Genomic DNA, 18177 nt, shown 5'->3' with positions numbered 1-18177 from the left:
TTCTATTGCCTGGTGGGATTCTGTTTCTTGGCGATGGTCCGGCTGCGCCCGCGGAACTCGGCGATGAGTTCACCCGGAGCAAAGGCGGCAACGGCGTCGGAAGTTGGCGTCGCCGTTGCGGCGGGAGTTCCGGCGTCGGCAGCAAAGATCCGGATGTCGTAGAGCCCGGTTCGCCCCGCGCTCGCCCGGAGATCGGCGACGGCGGTGATCACCTGGCCTGTATAGGCAGGCTGAAGGAAGTTAATGTCGACGCCGGCGGCAACAGTGATGGTGTCCGCCTCCTCTGCTGTCGGGTTGACCGGGTTGCAGGCGAGGGCGAAGGCGGAATCGGCGAAGGCGAAGATCATTCCGCCGTGCGCCATGCCGAAGCCGTTGAGCATTTCCTGGCGGAGGGTCATCCGGATGGTGGCATGGCCGTCACTCAGCCCGAGGACTTCGATTCCCATCCATTCGGAGGCGTAGTCGTCCTTCAGTATCGGATGGGTGATGGCCTCCTCTTGGGAGGCGCCTGTAGTGGTGCCAGGGATAGTGAGTTCAGCCATGCGTCATTGCCTCCAGCTTTATTTACCGAATGTTCATTAGGTAATCCCATTTGCGTGGTGGCTGTCAAGAGGTGAAAGTATGGTGGGACGGGACCAGCACAACCAAGGGTGGACCATGGCTAAAGGGATCTACGTCAGCGCAACAACTCCAGGCTCGGGGAAGTCGCTCGTTGCATTGGGCCTGGCAGACACGCTCCACAGGCATGCGGACCGGATCGGGTTTTTCAAACCGGTGGTGCACGGGGACGACCCCTCGGCTGACCCCATGGTGGCGCTGATGAAGGCCCGCTTCGACCTGGATGATCAACGATGCCGGGGAGGCCTGACCTCCACCGAAGTCAGGAAGCTTCTGGCCGAGGGCAACCGGGCCGAAATCGACGCCCGCTGTGTGGAAATCTTCGCGGAAATGTCCCGTCATTGCGATGTGGTGATTGTTGAAGGCACAGACCTGACCGGCCAGGACGCCGCCGTCGAATTCGATCTCAATGCGCGCCTTGCCAACAATCTCGCCGCGCCCGTGGTGGCGGTCGTGGGGGCAAAAGGCCGCACTGTGGCGGAAGCAGCGGACGCCGTCGAGGTAGCCCGCAAGGAACTGGTGGCGGAGCGCTGCTCCCTCCTGGCCATCATGGTGAACCGCGCCGATGCCGGCGACCTTGAGGCCATCACCGCAGCCGTGCGTCCCGGCGCTTCCGGCCGCCCGGTCTATGTCCTTCCCGAACTCGAGGACATCGCCCGGCCTACCATCGGGGAAGTGGCGTCCGCCCTCGGCATCCGGCAAGTCGCGGGGCGCCAGGACATGGAACGGGATGTCCACTCCAACAAAGTGGCGGCCATGAACGTGGCGAACTTCCTGCACGTGCTCGACGACGGCGCGCTGGTGATCGTTCCGGGGGACAGGGCCGACGTGATGGTGGCCTGCCTGGCCTCATCGTTCTCCCCGGAGTTTCCGGTGCCCTCCGGCCTGATCCTCACCGGCAACCTCGCCCCGGATCCCACCATCTATTCGCTCCTGGCGCAGGCACCCTTCCCCGTGTTCACGGCGCCGCACGATACGTACACCACAGCCAAGCAGGTCTCGGAGGTCCGCAGCGAAATCTGGTCCGGCCACCGCCGCAAGGTTGCTTCTGCCCTTGGCTTGTGGGCCCGGCGGGTGGACGAGACGGAACTGGTGGAGCGCCTCCACCTGCCACGCGCGGAGCGGATGACGCCGCTGCGCTTCCTGCACGACCTGGTAGAGCGGGCAAGGTCGCAGCGGCGGCACATTGTGCTCCCTGAAGGCATGGACGTTCGGATACTGCGGGCAGCCGAGATCCTGCACCGGCGTGATGTCTGCGAGCTGACGGTGCTGGGCCGGGACGCGGAGATCCGGGAGCTCGCGGCGAGCCAGGGGATCGACCTGACCGGGATCAACATCGTGGATCCCCTTATGTCCAGGTGGCGCCAGGAGTTTGCCCGGAAGTACGCGGAGTTACGGGCGCACAAGGGCGTTGACTTCGCCAGGGCGCTTGAGGTGATGCAGGACGAAAGCTACTTCGGTACCATGCTGGTCCAGCTGGGGGTGGTGGACGGGATGGTGTCCGGCGCCGCCCACACCACGGCCCACACCATCCGTCCCGCCCTGGAATTCGTGAAGACTCGCGACGGCGTCAAGATCGTGTCCTCGGTGTTCCTGATGCTCATGCCGGACCGGGTACTGGTGTACGGAGACTGCGCAGTGAACCCGAATCCGAATGTCGAACAGCTCGCGGACATTGCCCTTGCCTCGGCCGAAACCGCCGCCCAGTTCGGGGTGGAGCCACGGGTTGCCATGCTCTCGTACTCCACCGGCGGATCAGGGTCCGGTGAGGCGGTGGAGGCTGTCCGGCAGGCCACTGAACTGGTCAAGGACCGGCGGCCGGATCTCGCCGTCGAAGGTCCCATCCAGTACGACGCCGCCGTGGACGCAGCCATCGCCGAATCCAAGATGCCGGGGTCAACAGTTGCCGGCCAGGCCACCGTGTTCATCTTCCCCGACCTGAACACGGGCAACAACACCTATAAGGCGGTGCAGCAATCCTCGGGGGCTGTCGCCGTCGGGCCTGTCCTGCAGGGGCTGCGGAAGCCGGTGAACGACCTCTCCCGCGGCTGCACAGTGGAGGACATCGTGAACACCGTGGCCATCACCGCTATTCAGGCCCAATCCACGGACGCCCGGGCCGATGCCCCGGCGGAGGCCCCAGTACAAGAACTTTCAGCAGAAACGAAGGCTTAGGAGGCCCCCGTGCTCGTCCTCGTCATCAATTCCGGCTCGTCCTCACTCAAGTACCAGGTCCGTGATGTGGAAGCCGCCAACGTGCTCACCGAAGGGCTGATCGAGAAAATTGGCATGGGCAACGGAGGCGAGGGCGACGGTGAAATCATCGGCCCCAGGGATCACGCCGAAGCACTGGAGCAGGTGGACGCCGCCATTCATCAGGAACTCGGGGAGCTGGAGCTCGCAGCCGTGGGGCACCGCGTTGTGCACGGCGGTGAGCGGTTTTCCGAGCCCGTCCTGATCGACAACGAGATCACCCGGGCGATTGAACGCCTCAACCCGCTGGCGCCCCTGCACAATCCGGCGAACGTGCTGGGCATCCGAGCCATCTCCAAAAAGTGGCCGGACATGCCGCAGGTGGCGGTCTTCGACACCGCTTTCCACCGCACCCTGCCCGAGCACGCGTGGCGGTACGCCGTCCCGGACGAGCTCTACACCAACCACGGCATCCGCCGCTACGGCTTCCACGGGACCTCGCATGAGTATGTGACGCACCGCGCCGCCGCCATGCTGGAACTTCCCGTGGAGGAGTTCGACGGCGTCATCGCCCACCTGGGGAACGGCGCCTCCGTCACGGCCATCCAAGGCGGAAAATCCGTGGATACCTCCATGGGCTTCACTCCCTTGGAGGGTCTGGTCATGGGCACGCGGTCCGGAGACCTGGACCCGTCCATCCTGGTTTTCCTGGCGCGCGCGGGCTGGTCCACCGAGGACATCGACTCGATGCTCAACCGCCAGTCCGGGCTGAAGGGCCTGGCCGGCAACAACGACATGCGCTCAGTCGTGGAAGCGTCCGAGGCCGGCGACGCCAAGGCGTCCATGGCGCTCGCGGTTGCTGCCTACCGGCTGGCGAAGTACATCGGCGCCTATCACGTGGCGGCCGGCGGAGCCAAGGCCATTGTGTTCACGGCAGGGATCGGCGAAAACTCCCATCAGTTCCGCGCCCTCGTCGGGGAGCATCTGGCCGCCCTGGGAATACAGCTCGACGCCGGTCTCAACCAGGTCCGGTCCAAAATGGCCCGCATCATCTCGGCAGCCGATTCGGCAATTCCTGTGCTGGTGGTTCCCACCGATGAAGAGCAGGCCATCGCGGAGGCAACTGCCGCCGTCGTCCGCGGTTGAGCGATGAGCCAGTTCACCGCCCTGGCTTAATGTTGGGGAAACTGGCTGGTAATTTTCAGCTCCGGCGCTGGGGACGCCCTAGACAGCCCCCTTATAATTGATTCACATCCTGGCCTGAGGAGATCCTTCAGACCCGGCTGGAAGGGATTGGTTTATGCTCTCCGGGTCGTGCAGCTGGCCCGTTAATCATCGTTCGACCATGGAGGTCAAACGTGAAGTATCAGCAGCCCGGGCATTTGCGCCAGTTTGGGGTCGAAGAGGAACTGCTGCTTGTGGATTCCCTCACCTTCAAGCCGGTGCCTGCCGTAGCCTCGGCCCTTGCCGGCCAACCTGCCGCTGTCAATGCGGCCTTCCTTGAACTTGAGGTCAAGCAGGAACAGATCGAAGTGGTTGGATCTCCCTCCCTGACCATGGCCGATGCCTTGTCAACCATCAGGCAGGGCCGACGCCTTGCCGATACCGCGGCGTCCAGTGCCGGGGCCAGGGCGGTGGCACTGGCAACCTCAGCCGTTTCGGTGGTTCCCCACATTGTCCGGACCAGCCGGTATCTCACCATGGAATCCCGCTTTGGCCGGACCATGAAGGACCAGCTCACGTGCGGGTTCCACGTCCACGTGGAGGTGGGCTCCGCAGAGGAAGGCGTGGCTGTTCTGGACCGGATCCGGATCTGGCTGCCGGTCCTTCTGGCGCTGAGCAGCAACTCGCCGTTCTGGAGTGGGACCGACAGCGGGTTTGCCAGTTACCGGTATCAGCTGTGGGGCCGCTGGCCTACAGCGGGTCCCTGCGAGGTCTTCGGCTCCGCCCCTGCCTACCGGCGGGAAGTGGCGCGGCTGCTGGAAACGGGTGTTCCTCTTGACCCCGGAATGATCTACTTTGATGCCCGGCTTTCCCGGCACCACCCCACGGTGGAAGTGCGGATCGCTGATGTCTGCCTTGACGCCGAACATGCAGCAGGGATAGCCGCTGTGGTCCGGGCGCTCGTCCAGACGGCCGCACGTGACTGGAAAGCGGGCCGGAAGCCCCGACAGGTCCCGGCAAGTGCCTTGCGCATGGCTTCGTGGAAGGCCAGCAAGTCGGGGGTGGAGGGCGATCTGATCCACCCGATCACGGGCCAGCCACGGGACGCCGCCGTGGTGGTCGCAGCGCTTTTGGATCACATACAGCGGGCCTTGGCCGAGGCCGGAGAAGTCGAAGCCGTGGCGCGTGTTGTCGGGGACATCCTCGCTGGCGGAACGGGTGCGGCCATACAGCGCCGGGCCGCGCTGGCGGCAGGTTCCCTTGCCGGGATGGTGGCTCAGGCCGTGGAACGGACGCATCGCCTGGGTGATGTCCCGCCGGAGGAAGTCTTACAGGAGCCGATGCGGTACTAGAGGAGCTTCGCTGCTCAACCCTCATCCATTGCGGTTACTCAAGCCCGGCGCTTAGCTTTATCTCTGCGGCCCCGCGTTCGGAGGTTGGGGATTCATGATCGGGTCTGCGTGCCGATGGACGAGCGCCCACGTGCCTCCTTCAGCCCGATAAACACTTGTCACGCGCAGGTCCAGCGTGGATTCCTCGTCACTCCCGCCTATCTTCGCCTGCCAATGTTCTATGTCCAGAAAGCAGGCGAGATGGGAAGCGACATGCCTGGTGAGGGACTCAATGGAAGAGACTCGCCCGTCTTTGAATCGTGCGGCGGCTGAATCCAGGGTCTCGGACACCAGGTCCCAGCCCACCGCGGGAGGGCCCCAAGGATTGGCAAGGGACATATCCGCGCTGTGGGAGCAGATGGCCTTTGCCGGTTCCGGGTCGCCTTGGGCAAACTGATTTAGCGCCTTATGAAACTGGTCGATTACTTCGTCAAGCTGCATTGATCTGCCTTTCCGTAAGCTGATGCTCAAGTGCTTGAACTCGCCGGAGACGCTGGCAACGGGCTCCACCTTCATCCATTGCTCCATAGATGCCGTTTTGAGGGTCCAAAAGGGCACCTACGGAGCAGTCGATGGGGGAGATCGGGGACGGTTACTTCAGGCCGGCTCCGGGCAGCAGCTCGGTAGCGCCGAGGGCGTCGGCGATAAAAGCGTAGTCCCAGGCCCGCTCTCGCCACTGGACGTACCGGCCGGAGGCTCCGCCGTGCCCGCCTTCCATCTCGATCTTCATCAGGATGGGCTCGCTGCCAGTGGTGGCCTCGCGCAGGACCTGGATCCACTTGGCGGGCTCCACGTAGAGGACCCGCGTGTCATTGAAGGAGGTCACCGCGGCGATCTTGGGGTACCTGGCCGCGTGCACGTTCTCATAAGGCGCATAGGACTTCATGTAGGCGTACGCCTCGGGATCCGTAATGGGGTTGCCCCATTCCTCCCACTCCAGGGCGGACAGGGGGAGCTCCGGATCCAGTACCGAGGTGAGGGGATCCACGAACGGTACCTGGGCCACCACCGCAGCGTACTTTTCCGGTGCGAGGTTGGCCACGGCGCCCATCAGGAGCCCGCCGGCCGAGCCACCCAGCGCAGCAATCCGTGCCGGGTCCACCCAGCCGGAGCCGGCGAGCCAGTCGGTGGCCGCGATGAAGTCAGTGAACGTGTTCTTCTTCCGCAGCTTCTTCCCGTCCTCGTACCAGTGCCGGCCAAGCTCACCGCCGCCGCGAACATGGGCGATCACGAAGATGATTCCGCGGTCCAGCAGGGACAACCGGGCAATCCCAAATCCGGGATCCATGCTCATCTCGTATGAGCCGTAGCCGTACATCAGCCCCGCGTTGGTGCCGTCCTGCTTCAGCGATGCGTGCCTGAGCACTGACAGCGGAATCCGGGTGCCGTCGTCGGCGATTGCCCACTCCCGCGTCGCCACATAGTCAGCCGCGGAGTAGCCGCCCAGCACCGGGCTTTCCCGGCGCAGCAGAAGCTCCCCGGCCGGCTGTTCCTCTGTGGGCAGCACAAAGTCATACACGCGCGACGGCGTGAAGTAGGACGTGTAGCCCAGCCTGATCACCGGCGCCTCGTAGTCGGACCCGCCCACTCCAGCCGTGTAGAGCTCCTCATCGAAGGCAGGCTCCACCGGAGCACCCTGCGCCGGCGTCCCCAGCCCGGCGAGCGGCAACACCTGCACACGCTCAATGGTGTCCTTGCGGACAGAGACTAGGAGGTGGGTTGAGGTCACGCCGGCACCGTTGACGCGGACGTCGTCGGAATGTTCGACGACGGTGGTCCAGTGCTGCCCGGACAGCGGCTTTGACAGTTCGGAAGGATCGATGAGCGAGACCATGGAGTTCACGGCGTTGCGGTTGTGCGTGATGAGGATCTGCTCGGCGCGGGCACCGGAGGCGTCTTCCAGCAGGAACGGCTCGGCCTCGTACAGGACGCGCTCGTTCCGGGAGACGACAGTGGTGAGCCCGGCGTCGTAATCGTCGAAGCGCAGGAGCCGGGTTTCGCTGTACTCCGAGCAGCCGATGCTCAGCACGAGGTGCCGCCGGTCCGCGGAGAGTTCAAAGCCCAACCACATCGCGGCGTCGTCCTCCTGGTAGATAATGGCGTCCTGTTCCACGGGCGTGCCCAAAATGTGGGCTTTCACCTGGTACGGACGCCAGGAATCATCCACCACGGTGTAGAAGACGCGGCTGCCGTCGGGGGAGAAGGCAACCCCATAGAACACGTTCTCAATGACGTCGGGCAGCATCTCGCCGGTCCGGAGGTTCTTCAGGCGCAGGGTGAAGCGTTCGTCGCCAGAGTTGTCCACGGCGTAGGCGTAAATGTTGCCGTCCACGGTGACGGCTGTCCCGCCGATGGAGAAGAAGGGCTCGCCTTCGGCCTCCACGTTTCCGTCCAGCAAAATCTCCTCGCCGGGGATTTCAACGCCGGCTTCAACCTCAGGCGGCGTCCAGTCAGCCACCGGGTTGCCGGTGTTGCTGGCGAGGACACGGCAGGAAATACCGTACTCCTTGCCCTCGACTGAGCGGGTGTAGTACCACCAGCCGTCTTTCCGGTGGGGTACGGAGAGATCCGTCTCCTGGGTGCGGCCCTTGATCTCCTGGAAGATGGCCTCGCGCAGGGGTTGCTGGTGGGCGGTCACTGCTTCCTGGTAGGCGTTTTCGGCCTTCAGGTGCTCCACAACTTCCGCGGATTCCTTGTTCCGGAGCCATTCATAATTGTCCACGAACGTGTCACCGTGATGGGTGCGTTCAGTGGGGACTTTTTTGGCAACGGGCGGAGCGGCGACGGTGGTCTGCAGCGGAGTTTCGGTCATTCCAACAATCTACCGCGACGCTCCGTTGGGCGCCTCCGGCTGAACCGGGTTCCAGCTGAGGGCTGAAACCCGGTCCGTGGCCTTCGCAATTCCCTGGCCTCGGCAGAAATGCGTCACTTTTGCAGGGTGGAGCAACCCCGTGCCCCGTGATTCCGGCGTCCCTCCCCGCAAACCAAGGTAAAAGTTACGCATTTCGGTGCGCGGAGCAGCGCGTGAACCTAGACGGGCTTGGCGAACGTGGCTGCACTCATGATCTCGTAGCCCACGAACGTCTCGTTGTTTTCGACCCAGGCATCGTGCCCGGGAGGAATGGCGTAGGCGTCGCCAGCGTGGATTGTGGTGCGGCTCCCATCCTCCAGTTGGACGGTGAGCGTACCGGCCGTGCAGAAGCCCAGATGGTTGCTCTGGCAGCTGTCGGTGTGGACCACGGTCTTGACGGTCTCGGACCACCGCCAGCCGGGCTCGAAGGTGAACCTGCCCAAGGTGGTCTCACCGATGTTGATCACGTCGACCTGAGTCTTCGGCGGGCGCCGCTTCTCATCGGGTTCGTCGAAGGACTTTGTTTCAAGAGCCTTTATGGTTACTGCAGGCATTTCAGTTCTCCTCAAAAAGGGAGTGGTTATTACTGTTCGTCCGGAGGCGTGTCAGGGGCTCCGGGAATGCAGCGCTCTTTGACGCAATCAGGCATCAATATGACGTTGGGTGTTGCGTAGATCACAAAGCGCTGTTTAGTGTTGGGGTTCGGTCGCAGCGTCGCGGCCACCCATGGAGGGGGATTCCATTGAACGACAAACTTCGGGTACTGGTCCGCGTGGACCTGGATTGCGGACAGGCCGAGGTAGCCGCCCAAGGTCATGTGACCGCTCAAAGCATCCAAGCACTGTATGTGGTTGTGAAGCGTGCCAATCATCTGCGGGAAGGGCTCGACGTCGTTGTTGACATCAGCCACGCAAAGGTGGATACGGCCGCCCTGGAGCAGCTCCGTGAGTGCTCCAAATCCCACCATCTGCCAGCTTCTATCGATCCGTTCCAGTCCGAATGCAAACTCCGGATCGTGGCCCCCGCAGCGGAAAAGCCACTGCTTGCAGTTTCCGACGCCGGGAAGCGCGCTATGGCGGGACGCCGCTTGCCTGCCCTGGCAGCAGCAGCCTGACATACCGTCCCTGCCGCCAGAAAGGCGGCAGGGACGCGGGTTGCTCTCGCTCGGGGAACATGGCTATGTCCCGGATGCCTTATTGGGTGCCTCTACCGGGAGCCCTGCTTCTTTCCACTCCGGAAACCCTTCCTCGAGCCGCGCAGCCTTCATGCCGTGGCGAGTCAGAATCCGGACGGCATTATCCGCATAGACGCAGTAGGGTCCCCGGCAGTACGCAACGATCAGCCTGTCGTTAGGCAACTGATCCAGCCGGGTCTCCAGCTCCTTGATCGTCATTGACAACGCGCCTGCAATATGGCCCGCCCGGAACTCTGCCTCTGGGCGGACGTCGATGAGCATCAGGTCGCCATTGCCTATTCGTTCACGCAGTTCGCTTCGCGTCATGGTGGTCAGGCTGGACCGGTCTCCCAGGTAGGACGTGGCAAGCTCGTCAAGTTCGGCAAGGTGTTCAACGGCAACATCCCGGACAGCTGCCCATAGCCGGATTACGGCTGCGCCGCTGAGCGAGTAGTAAATCCTCGTCCCCTCACGCCGGCTCTTTACGAGTCCGGCGCGCAACAGCAGTTGCAGGTGCTGGGACGTGTTGGCGATGCTCTGACGAATTTCACGTGAGATCTCATCAACTGGACGCTCACCTTGGGCCAGGATGTCCACAATCTCCGCCCGCCTTCCGCTGCTCATGACCTTGGCCACCGAAGCGAAACCGTCGAACAGCTCCTTCTTGGCCTCGTGGCTGCCTGAGGTGCCGCTGCTCTTCATGTGCCCGTTCATTGCCCGTCCCTCATGACTATTCAAGTAACTACTTGACAATGTACGCCGGCCAGGAAGAGAATTCAAGCATCTACTTGAATATGCCCCGGAGCTCCTCGGCCCTCGGGTCGGGTTATATCGAAAGAGGCGAACCGCAATGGAGGAAGTGCAGACCGTCCGCGCTGACATGGAAAAGTTGATTGAGACCGGTCTGAGGAATGCCAGAGAGGCTCTTGACCGCGCCGACCTGGAGGCCAAAGTTAAAGGCGTTTACCGGCAGGTGGCCTTGGCCCCGGAGGGAAAGTATCACTTCGAGCTGGGCCGCTCGCTGGCAGAACGCCTCGGCTACCCTGTCCCACTGCTCGACGCCATACCTGCCGGTGCCATCGAATCCTTCGCCGGCGTGGGCTATTTGTTCGATCTGGCCGGACTTTCCCCCGGGGAAAGGGTCCTGGACCTGGGAAGCGGCTCCGGAACAGATGTCTTCGCTGCAGCGGTGTCAGTTGGCGAGAGCGGGTCCGTTGTGGGCCTGGATATGACGCCAGAACAGCTCCACAAGGCAAGCGGGTTCCTAAAGGGCGGAGCCTTCCCCAATGTGGACTTCAGGCAAGGCCGCATAGAAGAGCTCCCATTCGAAGACGCCAGCTTCGACGTCGTCATCTCCAACGGGGCAATCAACCTGTCTCCGGACAAGGCAGCCGTGTTCCGCGAGGCTGAGCGCGTGCTGCGAAAGGGTGGACGGCTGGTCTTTGCCGACATCGTCACCAGCAGGCCGCTGACTCCCCAGATTGTTTGTGATGCTGACTTATGGGCTGCGTGCGTGGGCGGTGCTGAGCAGATAGATGTGTATCAGCAGCTAATCGCCGACAGCGGGCTGCGGCTGGGAGAGCGAAAGAGGAATCCATACGAATTTCTGTCCGGCAGGGCCCGCAACGCAACTGACAGGTTTGGCGTAATGAGCCTCTCTTTTGCGGCGACCAAGGACTGAGAGGCTCTCCTGAAGCTCTGGACGTCAACGAGAAGGTGTCCCGTGACGGGTCTGGTGGAGGCTTTACAAACCCTGCAGTACTCGGGCTCGTCGCTGCTACCCATCGCCTGGTATGACTTGCTGGCCGGTGAGGTTGGCAGTGCCGTAGGCGGTCCTGTCGGCGTAGTTGTAAATCACCACACTCCTGACTGGTGAGGGCAGGGAGGACCACTGCCTGATGTCCATTTCGACGCGCTGGCTTCCGGTCGCGTCGAGCTGCCCTAGCTCGATCAAATCCTGGGATGTGAGTCCCAGTTCTCCACTGGCATTGGGGCTTAAAGTTCCCGGGCTGAGCATGAGGCGGAGGTCGTCGCCCTGCCCGGTTGAAATGTCTTTCAACTGAAGAACCGCGCTTGTGTCTGTGACGCGGACCGTGACGGAGCCGCTAGTGGCGGCAGCCTGGGACTGGAACTTTCCCTCAAATGTGGTTGGCGTAGTGGATGGGGCGGAACTTGAGGGCGCCGGAGGTTGCGTGGACGTGCTTCCCACCTCCGAGGAAGGGTCCGAGGAGGTGCAGCCGGCAAGGCCTGCAACAAGAAAGCCCGCGATCAGCGTAAGTCGAAACAGTTCCATGATTCCCCCAATATTAAGTTCCTTACAAATCATACCGGACGCTCATGGACAGGGACTTGGCTATTCAGCTAAGCGGCGCTTGGCCGCTCTTTCAACCAGTACAGGAATGTAATCCCGTATCGGGCCGGCGTTTAGTAGCCCATGTTCTTCAGCCACCACCATCTCGATGGTCGGGCGTGGCTTATTCGGGAAACGCTCGGCCAGACGGTCGATGACAGCCACCAGAGCGTGTGGCTCGTTGTCTCTTTGCATGCGCCAAGTTTCCGCCCGGCGGTTGAAGGGCGTCAATAAGAAATTCGCTCAAGCCCCCTAGTTCCCAGCACCCAAACCGTTGGCAGCAACATACTCGCCGATCCTGCCCTCAGCAAAGGCTGCACCAACAGCGGCTGTGGCAGCAGGGTCCTGCAGCACAATTGACTGGCCGTCGGGCGAGAAGCCTGTTCCGGCAGTAGGCAGCGTGAAGAAGACCACCTGACTGGTGCTGCGAAGGCTGTAGGCCAGCCAGGCCAGTGAAGTGGCATCCATGGATTGATCAACCGTCATGAGCGGGAACACCTGCGAGACCAGGCTCCGGGCGGCCGCTGGATCTGCCAGCCAATTCTTCTTGTGCGCCTCGGTCAGCACCGCTCGAAGCAAGGTTTGCTGGTTGCGGACGCGCTGATAGTCGCCGTCGGAAAATGCGTAGCGCTCGCGGACAAACTGCAGGGCTTCGTTTCCCATCAGGCGGTTCATGCCTGGTGGAAAGTAATGCCGGGACTCGCTGGTGGAAGTGAATGGCACCGTCACGTTTACCTCGACCCCGCCCACAGCATTCACCATCCACCTGAAGCCCTCGAAGTCGACCAGGACAGTGTGGTGGATCGGGGTGTTCAGCAGCGAGCCAACGGTTTGGGTGACCATCGGAACGCCGCCCGCTTCGAGGCTCGCGTTGATCTTGGATCCGCCGTAGCCCGGGATGTTCACCCAAAGGTCCCGCATCAGGGAGACGGCGTAGACGGCGTGCCTGTCAGCCGGGACGTGGACCAGCATGAGGGCATCGGCGCGATGATCGGGCCGTTGGCCTGTGGCAGACCGGGCAGCTTCGGCCTCGCGTGCATTGCCGCGGATGTCGCTGCCGATCAGCAGGATGTTCATCGCAGCCCTGGGAGGTTCGGTCTCCGGCGGGGGTGGCGGTGGGGGCGCAGGACTCGGCGTGGGTGTGGGAGTTGGGGTCGCCGTCACACTCGGAGTTGATATTTCCGTAGGGGAAGAACCCTGACTGGATGTGGGTTGCCGGTTGAAAAAGAGGGCCGCGCTGATGATGCCAAGCACCAGTACGAAGGACAGGGCCATGGCAAGGAACAGTTGAGGCCGGCGCAATTCGCCACCGGGATCGGATGGGATGCTCAAGGCAAGAACCCCCTCTGGGATGACCCTTTTCAGTTACGTTTTCCGGGCCGGGCACCCTCCACACCGCGCCTATGACGGGACGGTACCACTTCTGAATTCGCCGCGAAATAGGTACTGACAGGGGTCTTGATACTGCTCGCGGGCTACCTTGTTGCCGGGGCGTTCAGCCGGGCAAAACGAAGGACTGAGAGGATTGCGGGCGCCAATTCGTCTTCCATCCGGTTGTAGTAATCGGCAGTGCGCCGGTACGGGTCCACCACGTCGTTGTCGGCGGGGTCTGCCGCCAGGGCCAGGTGCCGTACTGACGCTGCCCGTCCGGGAAGCTCCCGCCAGAGAGTCTTAAAGTCACCTCGTGAGGACGCGTCCGACGGCGGCACGCCGGTTTCGGTTCCCGGCGCGCCTCGCTCTTCAAGCACCTCGAGCATCCTGGCGAATTCCCGGATGGTGAAAGTCCGCCGCAGCAGCGAGGGGTCCAGTTTGAGGACTTCGCCCCGGTGTCCGGTGGACATGGTCAGCACCAGGTCGGTGTCGCGGAGGATTTTTGGTGTCAGTTGGCGGGCCGCAAACTGTTCCGGGTTGCCTCTGTACCGGGTGATGATTTCGGCCGAAAGCGGCTGGATGGGGTCCCCGACCATTGCCCTGGTCCCGGCGCTCCGCACGTCGAATCCGCCCGGGAGCACCTGATCCAGCCCGGCCTGAAGCAGCCGTTCCGCCACGGGCGAGCGGCAGATGTTGCCGGTGCAGACAGTCAGGATTCGGACGGTGGCTGGTGCGGGTGTTTCCAAAGGTGAGAGCTACTTCCGGAGGCGGGCAGACAGGTGATCGCTCGAGTTCAACTTAACATGCAGGAACGCCCCGGGCACGTGCCGAACCGCCAGTCCGGCGAGCCCGGTATTGATCAGTGTTGCTTGACGCTTCTCGGCGGTTCCGCATATCCTGAACGAACGGTCGGTAATTATTTGCTGACGTTCGGAATGCATAGGAGCAACCATGGCATCGCAGATTCTGCAGTCACAGCAGGACGAGGCCGCCCTCGAGGCTGAAGGCCAGGCCTACTTTGACCGCATCATTTCAGAGGACTCCCGGATCGAACCCCGGGACTGGATGCCGGCGGGCTACCGTAAGACTCTGCTGCGCCAGATTTCCCAGCACGCCCACTCGGAGATCATCGGGATGCAGCCCGAGGCCAACTGGATCTCGCGGGCTCCCAGCCTCAAGCGCAAGGCCATCCTCATGGCCAAGGTCCAGGACGAGGCAGGCCACGGGCTCTACCTGTACTCAGCTGCTGAGACCCTGGGCCAATCGCGCGACCAGATGATGGATGACCTGATTGCCGGCAAGGCCCGTTACTCCTCCATCTTCAACTACCCGGCTTTGACCTGGGCGGACATGGGCGCGATCGGCTGGCTGGTGGACGGCGCTGCCATCTGCAACCAGGTGCCGCTGTGCCGGGCATCCTATGGACCTTACGGACGCGCGATGGTCCGCATCTGCAAGGAGGAGTCCTTCCACCAGCGCCAGGGCTTCGAGATCCTCCTGGAACTGGCGAATGGAACGCCTGAGCAGAAGCAGATGGCGCAGGACGCAGTGAACCGTTGGTACGCGCCGTCGCTCATGATGTTTGGCCCGCCCGACGACGATTCCCCCAACTCCAAGCAGTCCATGGCCTGGAACATCAAGCGTTTCAGCAATGACGAGCTGCGCAGCCGGTTCGTCGGAATGATGGTGGAGCAGGTCAGGGTCCTTGGGCTCACCCTGCCGGACAGCGAGGTTCGTTTCAACGAGGAAACGAGGAAATGGGAACACGGACCCCTGGACTGGGACGAGTTCAAGGAAGTACTCAACGGCCGCGGCCCCTGCAACGCGCAGCGCCTTGAGCGCCGTCGCGAGGCTCACGAAGACGGCGCCTGGGTGCGCGAAGCAGCAGCAGCCTACGCGGAAAAGCAGAGCCGCAAGCAGGCAGAAAAGGAACTCGCAGCATGAAGCCACCACACGGAAATCCGGAGATGCCGGCGAGCGCCGGCGGCGGATCGGACTCGTCGTCGGCCCCAACCGAGGCCCCAACCGAGGCCCCAACAAAAAGCACAGCAACAGCCCCCGGCACTACGGCACCAGAGGCCACGCCTCAGAGCCAGGCCCAGACTATCCAGGGTCACCGCAGTGCCTGGCCGCTATGGGAAGTCTTTGTGCGCTCAAGCCGCGGCCTGTCGCACGTTCACGCGGGGTCCCTGCACGCGCCGGACGCCGCCATGGCCCTGCGCAACGCCCGGGATCTCTACACCCGCCGCAACGAGGGCGTCTCCATCTGGGTGGTCCCGGCGGACGCCATTGCCTCGAGCGATCCCGATGCCAAGGGTGCGTTCTTCGAGTCACCCCAGGGCAAGGACTACCGCCACGCCACGTATTACACCAAGAGCGAGGGCGTGAAGCACCTGTGACGAATGAATCAGCCACCCGCATCACTCCCGGTAATGCGCTGCGCCCCGAGGACATTGCGCTCGAGGTCAGCACCGGGCTGGTCAAGCCCGCCGAAGACGCAGCCGAATATGCCCTCCGGCTTGGTGATGACGCGCTGATCCTCGCCCAGCGCCTGGGCCACTGGATCTCACGGGCTCCTGAGCTGGAAGAGGACGTCGCCCTGGGCAACATCGCCCTCGACCAGCTGGGCCATGCCAGGTCCTTCCTCAGCTACGCCGGGGGAGCGTGGGGCAAGAGCGAGGACGATCTCGCCTACTTCCGGCGCGAGCCCGAGTTCCGCTCCGCCCACCTCTTCGAGCAGCCCAACGGGGACTTCGCCGTCACCATTGCCCGCCAGTTCGTGGTGAGCTACTACCAGTTCGAGCTCTACCGCCGGCTCACCGAATCCAAGGACTCCACTCTTTCCGCCATCGCCGCCAAGGCCGTGAAGGAAGTGGACTACCACCGGGATCACAGCGCCCAATGGGTACTGCGCCTCGCCCTCGGCACCGAGGAATCCCGGCGTCGGATCCAGCACGCCTTCAAGCTCATCTGGCCCTACGTTGATGAGCTCTTCCACGACGATGAGCTGACCACGCGCCTGGCTGAAACCGGCGTCGCCGTCGAACCTTCCAGCCTGCGCGGCGACTTTGACCGCCTGACGGGCGAGGTACTGGCCGAAGCCGAGCTGGAGGTTCCGCAGGTTCCGGCAGCGCCGGGCGGCGGTCGGCGGGGACGGCACTCTGAACACCTGGGCTACATCCTTGCTGAGATGCAGGTTCTGGCCCGCGAACATCCGGGAGCGAAGTGGTGACCGCCGTGACCATAACCCGGGAACCGACGCAGCCTCAGGAAAAGCAACAGGCCCGGCAGCGGGCCTGGAAAATTGCCGCGGCTGTCTGCGATCCCGAGATTCCGGTGCTCACCATCGAGGACCTGGGCATCCTCCGGAACGTAAAGGTACTGGAGGAAGGGGAGCCCGACGGCGGCACTCGCCAGGCGGTCCGGGTCACCATCACGCCCACTTACTCGGGCTGCCCGGCCATGGACGCCATCCGGGACGACCTCAAGGCCGCGTTCGCCAAAGAGGGCTACGCCGACGTCACAGTGGACATGGTGCTATCGCCGGCCTGGACCACTGACTGGATGAGTGAAGCCGGCAAGGCGAAGCTGCAGGAGTATGGCATCGCGCCACCGAGCGGGCGGGCCGCGGCTCTGCGCCATGCTGGCCCTGTCAGGCTGACCCTCGCCGTGAAGTGCCCGCAGTGTTCCTCCCTGAATACCAAGGAACTTACCCGCTTCGGCTCCACATCCTGCAAGGCCCTGTACGTCTGCCAGGACTGCAGGGAACCGTTTGACTACTTCAAAGTTTTGTAAGGAACAGGTGTCCCATGACTGTTGTCCGCCAGACTGCCGCTGAGTCGGCCGCAGCCACCGGCCGCCGTCGTGCGTCCTTCCACACCCTGACTGTGACGGAAGTCCGCCGGCTCACGGAGGACGCGATCGAGGTGACGTTCGGGGTGCCGCCGGAGCTGGCGGGGCAGTTCGACTACCTCCCCGGCCAGTACGTGGCATTGCGCACCACTTTGCCGGATGAGAAGGGCGAGCCGCACGAGGTCCGCCGGAGCTACTCCATCTGCGCCGAGCCGCGGACCTTCGAGGATGGCAGCAGTGAGATCCGGCTGGCCATCAAGAAGGACCTCGGCGGGCTGTTTTCCACGTGGGCCAATGCCGAGCTCAAGCCGGGGGACACGCTGGACGTCATGAGTCCCATGGGGGCGTTCGTCTCCCGCCACGGCAAGGATGGCAAGGCCGTGGAGCAGAAGCTGATGAACTCCATGAACAACCCGCTGGAGATGGCCGGCGAGCGGGACGGGCAGCCCGGCAACTTTGTGGCCATCGCCGCCGGTTCCGGCATCACCCCCGTGATCGCCATAGCCCGCACTCTGCTGGCCGCGCATCCGGACACCCGCTTTGACCTGATCTACGCCAACAAAGCCGCCATGGACGTGATGTTCCTGGAGGAGCTCGCGGACCTGAAGGATAAATACCCTTCGCGGCTGGCGCTTCACCATGTGTTGTCGCGGGAGCAACGGATCGCGCCCCTGATGACCGGCAGGATCGACGCCGAGAAGCTTCAGGCGCTGCTGGGCACCGCGATTCATGCGGATGACGTGGACGAATGGTTCCTGTGCGGGCCGTTCGAACTGGTGCAGCTGTGCCGGGACACCCTTGCCGAGCGCGGGGTGAAGCCTGAACACATCCGCTTCGAACTGTTCTCCTCGGGCAAGCCGGACCGCCCCGAGGGAAACGCGGGCCGTCCCGTGGTGGCGGACGAGTCCAAGGAAACGTACAAGATCACGTTCAAGCTGGACGGTCTGCAGGGCGAGGTGGCGAGCCCCACCCATGCCCGCGAATCCATCCTCAACGCAGCCCTCCGCGTCCGGGCTGATGTTCCCTTTGCATGCGCCGGGGGAGTCTGCGGCACCTGCCGGGCCAAACTGGTCAGCGGCAGCGTGAACATGGACGAAAACTACGCCTTGGAGCAGGATGAGCTGGACAGGGGCTACGTCCTGACCTGCCAGTCGCACCCCACGACGCCGGAAGTCACCGTGGACTTCGACGTCTAGCTTCGCCGCCTTGCCCG

19 protein-coding genes are annotated in these 18177 nt (G+C 63.3%); 10 read left to right on the top strand and 9 right to left on the bottom strand.

Features of this window, described 5'->3' with window-relative positions:
• Positions 1 to 2 precede the first annotated feature (2 nt).
• Entirely contained in the window at positions 3 to 542 is a 540-nt protein-coding gene (locus M1D88_RS16265) for a hotdog fold thioesterase (protein WP_458111783.1), read from the bottom strand.
• Between the two features lie 115 nt (positions 543 to 657).
• On the opposite strand from M1D88_RS16265, the gene pta reads away from it, so the two are divergent.
• The 3 genes from pta to M1D88_RS16250 all read left to right on the top strand — a co-directional run bounded on the left by pta (position 658) and on the right by M1D88_RS16250 (position 5327).
• On the top strand, positions 658 to 2793 hold the full coding sequence (gene pta / locus M1D88_RS16260) for a phosphate acetyltransferase (RefSeq protein WP_458111782.1): 2136 nt from the start codon (positions 658 to 660) through the stop codon (positions 2791 to 2793).
• Between the two features lie 9 nt (positions 2794 to 2802).
• Positions 2803 to 3957 carry an acetate kinase gene (locus tag M1D88_RS16255; protein WP_458111781.1) on the top strand — a complete coding sequence of 385 codons (1155 nt, stop codon included), beginning with the start codon at positions 2803 to 2805 and terminating at the stop codon, positions 3955 to 3957.
• 212 nt (positions 3958 to 4169) lie between these two features.
• Entirely contained in the window at positions 4170 to 5327 is a 1158-nt protein-coding gene (locus M1D88_RS16250) for a glutamate--cysteine ligase (RefSeq protein WP_458111780.1), read from the top strand.
• A gap of 57 nt (positions 5328 to 5384) precedes the next feature.
• Here the strand turns inward: M1D88_RS16250 and M1D88_RS16245 are convergent, their stop codons facing one another.
• The 3 genes from M1D88_RS16245 to M1D88_RS16235 all read right to left on the bottom strand — a co-directional run bounded on the left by M1D88_RS16245 (position 5385) and on the right by M1D88_RS16235 (position 8771).
• A complete protein-coding gene (locus tag M1D88_RS16245) occupies positions 5385 to 5807 on the bottom strand; it encodes a YybH family protein (protein ID WP_458111779.1) in 423 nt (140 codons plus the stop codon).
• A 151-nt stretch (positions 5808 to 5958) separates the two neighbouring features.
• Positions 5959 to 8178: a S9 family peptidase gene (locus tag M1D88_RS16240; RefSeq protein ID WP_458111778.1), complete on the bottom strand. Its 2220-nt coding sequence runs from the start codon at positions 8176 to 8178 to the stop codon at positions 5959 to 5961.
• A 218-nt stretch (positions 8179 to 8396) separates the two neighbouring features.
• Positions 8397 to 8771 carry a cupin domain-containing protein gene (locus M1D88_RS16235; RefSeq protein ID WP_458111777.1) on the bottom strand — a complete coding sequence of 125 codons (375 nt, stop codon included), beginning with the start codon at positions 8769 to 8771 and terminating at the stop codon, positions 8397 to 8399.
• A gap of 188 nt (positions 8772 to 8959) precedes the next feature.
• On the opposite strand from M1D88_RS16235, the gene M1D88_RS16230 reads away from it, so the two are divergent.
• Positions 8960 to 9331: a hypothetical protein gene (locus M1D88_RS16230; RefSeq protein WP_458111776.1), complete on the top strand. Its 372-nt coding sequence runs from the start codon at positions 8960 to 8962 to the stop codon at positions 9329 to 9331.
• 63 nt (positions 9332 to 9394) lie between these two features.
• Here the strand turns inward: M1D88_RS16230 and M1D88_RS16225 are convergent, their stop codons facing one another.
• The gene (locus M1D88_RS16225; protein WP_458111775.1) at positions 9395 to 10105 is read right to left on the bottom strand and encodes an ArsR/SmtB family transcription factor; all 711 of its coding nucleotides are present in this window, start codon (positions 10103 to 10105) and stop codon (positions 9395 to 9397) included.
• 136 nt (positions 10106 to 10241) lie between these two features.
• On the opposite strand from M1D88_RS16225, the gene M1D88_RS16220 reads away from it, so the two are divergent.
• Positions 10242 to 11072, top strand: coding sequence for a methyltransferase domain-containing protein (locus M1D88_RS16220; protein ID WP_458111774.1), 831 nt, complete (start codon positions 10242 to 10244; stop codon positions 11070 to 11072).
• 96 nt (positions 11073 to 11168) lie between these two features.
• Here M1D88_RS16220 and M1D88_RS16215 read toward each other — a convergent pair whose 3' ends face one another.
• The 4 genes from M1D88_RS16215 to M1D88_RS16200 all read right to left on the bottom strand — a co-directional run bounded on the left by M1D88_RS16215 (position 11169) and on the right by M1D88_RS16200 (position 13858).
• The gene (locus M1D88_RS16215) at positions 11169 to 11684 is read right to left on the bottom strand and encodes a DM13 domain-containing protein (RefSeq protein ID WP_458111773.1); all 516 of its coding nucleotides are present in this window, start codon (positions 11682 to 11684) and stop codon (positions 11169 to 11171) included.
• A gap of 60 nt (positions 11685 to 11744) precedes the next feature.
• Positions 11745 to 11906, bottom strand: coding sequence for a three-helix bundle dimerization domain-containing protein (locus M1D88_RS16210; protein ID WP_458111772.1), 162 nt, complete (start codon positions 11904 to 11906; stop codon positions 11745 to 11747).
• Between the two features lie 87 nt (positions 11907 to 11993).
• Entirely contained in the window at positions 11994 to 13073 is a 1080-nt protein-coding gene (locus M1D88_RS16205; protein ID WP_458111771.1) for an LCP family protein, read from the bottom strand.
• A 143-nt stretch (positions 13074 to 13216) separates the two neighbouring features.
• A complete protein-coding gene (locus M1D88_RS16200) occupies positions 13217 to 13858 on the bottom strand; it encodes an arsenate reductase/protein-tyrosine-phosphatase family protein (protein WP_458111770.1) in 642 nt (213 codons plus the stop codon).
• 205 nt (positions 13859 to 14063) lie between these two features.
• Here M1D88_RS16200 and paaA point away from each other — a divergent pair, with 205 nt between their 5' ends.
• The 5 genes from paaA to paaE are packed head-to-tail and all read left to right on the top strand — an operon-like array spanning position 14064 to position 18160.
• A complete protein-coding gene (paaA, locus tag M1D88_RS16195; RefSeq protein ID WP_458111769.1) occupies positions 14064 to 15056 on the top strand; it encodes a 1,2-phenylacetyl-CoA epoxidase subunit PaaA in 993 nt (330 codons plus the stop codon).
• Positions 15053 to 15511, top strand: coding sequence for a 1,2-phenylacetyl-CoA epoxidase subunit PaaB (gene paaB, locus M1D88_RS16190; RefSeq protein ID WP_458111768.1), 459 nt, complete (start codon positions 15053 to 15055; stop codon positions 15509 to 15511). Before paaA ends, paaB begins: the two co-directional genes overlap by 4 nt.
• Positions 15508 to 16344 carry a 1,2-phenylacetyl-CoA epoxidase subunit PaaC gene (paaC, locus tag M1D88_RS16185; RefSeq protein WP_458111767.1) on the top strand — a complete coding sequence of 279 codons (837 nt, stop codon included), beginning with the start codon at positions 15508 to 15510 and terminating at the stop codon, positions 16342 to 16344. Before paaB ends, paaC begins: the two co-directional genes overlap by 4 nt.
• 5 nt (positions 16345 to 16349) lie before the next feature.
• Positions 16350 to 16907 (top strand): 1,2-phenylacetyl-CoA epoxidase subunit PaaD, encoded by a 558-nt coding sequence (gene paaD, locus M1D88_RS16180; RefSeq protein ID WP_458111766.1) that lies wholly within the window; start codon positions 16350 to 16352, stop codon positions 16905 to 16907.
• 14 nt (positions 16908 to 16921) lie between these two features.
• The gene (gene paaE, locus M1D88_RS16175; RefSeq protein ID WP_458111765.1) at positions 16922 to 18160 is read left to right on the top strand and encodes a 1,2-phenylacetyl-CoA epoxidase subunit PaaE; all 1239 of its coding nucleotides are present in this window, start codon (positions 16922 to 16924) and stop codon (positions 18158 to 18160) included.
• The last annotated feature ends 17 nt before the right edge of the window (positions 18161 to 18177 follow it).

The sequence above is a fragment of the Arthrobacter sp. R1-13 genome (assembly GCF_054161475.1).
This window is presented reverse-complemented; position numbering and strand designations above follow the sequence as displayed.

Excerpts from the sequence above, each read along its gene's own strand:
- M1D88_RS16265 (WP_458111783.1), bottom strand. The coding sequence starts at position 542 with ATGGCTGAACTCACTATCCCTGGCACCACTACAGGCGCCTCCCAAGAG.
- pta (WP_458111782.1), top strand. The coding sequence starts at position 658 with ATGGCTAAAGGGATCTACGTCAGCGCAACAACTCCAGGCTCGGGGAAG.
- M1D88_RS16245 (WP_458111779.1), bottom strand. The coding sequence starts at position 5,807 with ATGCAGCTTGACGAAGTAATCGACCAGTTTCATAAGGCGCTAAATCAG.
- M1D88_RS16240 (WP_458111778.1), bottom strand. The coding sequence starts at position 8,178 with ATGACCGAAACTCCGCTGCAGACCACCGTCGCCGCTCCGCCCGTTGCC.
- M1D88_RS16235 (WP_458111777.1), bottom strand. The coding sequence starts at position 8,771 with ATGCCTGCAGTAACCATAAAGGCTCTTGAAACAAAGTCCTTCGACGAA.
- M1D88_RS16225 (WP_458111775.1), bottom strand. The coding sequence starts at position 10,105 with ATGAACGGGCACATGAAGAGCAGCGGCACCTCAGGCAGCCACGAGGCC.
- M1D88_RS16220 (WP_458111774.1), top strand. The coding sequence starts at position 10,242 with ATGGAGGAAGTGCAGACCGTCCGCGCTGACATGGAAAAGTTGATTGAG.
- M1D88_RS16215 (WP_458111773.1), bottom strand. The coding sequence starts at position 11,684 with ATGGAACTGTTTCGACTTACGCTGATCGCGGGCTTTCTTGTTGCAGGC.
- paaA (WP_458111769.1), top strand. The coding sequence starts at position 14,064 with ATGGCATCGCAGATTCTGCAGTCACAGCAGGACGAGGCCGCCCTCGAG.
- paaB (WP_458111768.1), top strand. The coding sequence starts at position 15,053 with ATGAAGCCACCACACGGAAATCCGGAGATGCCGGCGAGCGCCGGCGGC.
- paaE (WP_458111765.1), top strand. The coding sequence starts at position 16,922 with ATGACTGTTGTCCGCCAGACTGCCGCTGAGTCGGCCGCAGCCACCGGC.